The sequence below is a fragment of the Dethiosulfatibacter sp. genome (assembly GCF_983023055.1).
Window position 1 is genome coordinate 9,877 of the sequence record NZ_CEZJXU010000025.1, and the last position, 1,759, is coordinate 11,635.

At 37.0% G+C, this 1,759-nt stretch carries 2 protein-coding genes; both read right to left on the reverse strand.

All coding sequences use genetic code 11. From position 1 onward, the window contains the following. Positions 1-67: 67 nt before the first annotated feature. Entirely contained in the window at positions 68-862 is a 795-nt protein-coding gene (locus AC3AX0_RS02175) for an XdhC family protein (RefSeq protein ID WP_487548661.1), read from the reverse strand. A 96-nt stretch (positions 863-958) separates the two neighbouring features. Further along, entirely contained in the window at positions 959-1,696 is a 738-nt protein-coding gene (locus AC3AX0_RS02180; protein ID WP_487548662.1) for an ATP-binding cassette domain-containing protein, read from the reverse strand. Positions 1,697-1,759: the final 63 nt, after the last annotated feature.

The following is a 1,759-nucleotide window of genomic DNA, read 5'->3' on the forward strand; positions in this document are numbered from 1 at the left end:
TTTATTTTTTCATTATCTTCCAGGTCGCGACTTAATAAATACTCTGGTCACATGAAGCGTGACCTATTTAACGCAGCTCTGCTGCTTTCTTGTCTTTCATTGTTACGCATTCTCCGTCGTTTTTCACCATGATTATTTCAGCCAATATGCTTACGGCTATATCTTCAGGTGAATTACCTCCTAGAGCCAATCCTATTGGCGAATGTATACCGTTTATAAGTTCCTCGTCAAATCCTTTTTCAATCATGTTCCCAAACATGGTTTTTATTTTATTTTTGCTTCCTATTACTCCCAGGTACTTATAATCCCTGCCTATAAGGGATTCAACAGCAATCTGATCATGAACATGTCCATGAGTTGCTACTACAATATATGTACTGGAATTTATCGCCTGCTTGCCACATTCCTCAGATATATCTCCCAAGACAATTTTAGTAGCTTCTGGGAATCTCTCCCTATTTGAAATCTCTTCCCTGTTGTCAACTATTACAGTATTAAAGCCCGCTTTTCTTGCGATACCTTCCAATACTCTTCCTATATGTCCTCCACCTACTATGACCAAAGTTTTTTCAGGCTTTATAACATTGATGAAAAGTTCAACATAACCTCCACAGGTCATTCCAAGATCTTTTTCCAAATCAAACTTATAACCCTTGCTCACTTCCCTCTCCATACATTCCCTAGCCAGTTTTATGGACTTGAATTCAAGAGTTCCTCCACCTACGGTTCCTGCAAAGGTTCCATCTTCCTTGACTATCATCATCTTCCCAGGTTCTGCAGGTGATGATCCCACCTGGTTCGTAACCGTTATCAGAGCAACCTTCTCTCCAGAATCGGCAATTTTCAAAGCATCCTTAATCATATTATCCTTTTATACTAAATATATGGATATTCAGTATATTCTCCTTTATTGAAATTTTATGTTTCTAGTCAAATTAATCATCTCTATTTTATAATTCTAACATATATTAAGTTCAACGACAGGATATTTAACATTCATATTTTTTATAAACATCCTTGTATAATCCTTTTCCGGCCTCTCGAAAAGATTCTTGCCTCTTCTTCTCTCGACTATATGTCCATTTCGTACAATTAAAGCCTTGTCAGCCATATCATAACCCTCATCAAGGTCATGGGTCACAAATATACCCATTATATCCTTCTCTTTTATAAGCTTCCCTATGCTTTGTCTAAGACATTCTCTAAGCATATTGTCAAGACTTGAGAAGGGTTCGTCCATTAGTATTATCTCAGGGTCAGTAATAAATGTTCTTGCTATGGAAACCCTTTTCTGCTGTCCTCCTGAAAGCTGATACACCTTCTTATCCAAGTGTTCTTCAATATTTAACATGCATATAAGATGCTTATAGTATTCCCTGTCATAGTTCTTAGGAACTCCTATGAGAATATTTTCTCTAGCATTGAGATGGGGAAAGAGATTGCTGTTTTGAGTGACATATCCTATATTTCTTTTATATGTCCTTATATTTACGGCCTCATCCCTTGAAAAAAGCGTTCTTCCATTTAACCTAATAAAACCTTCATCCGGTGTCTTGGCTCCTGAAACCAGGTCAAGAAGGGTTGATTTTCCTGCCCCACTTTCACCCATGACAACCATTATCTCACCAGGTCTTATTTTAAATTCAGCATCAAATTTGAAATTTCCAATTTTTTTTCCAACTTCTATTTCTATCATCTCACATCTTCCTTTCAAATCGTCTGTTCACTACCTGTACAATAATAGATACGGCTATGAGCA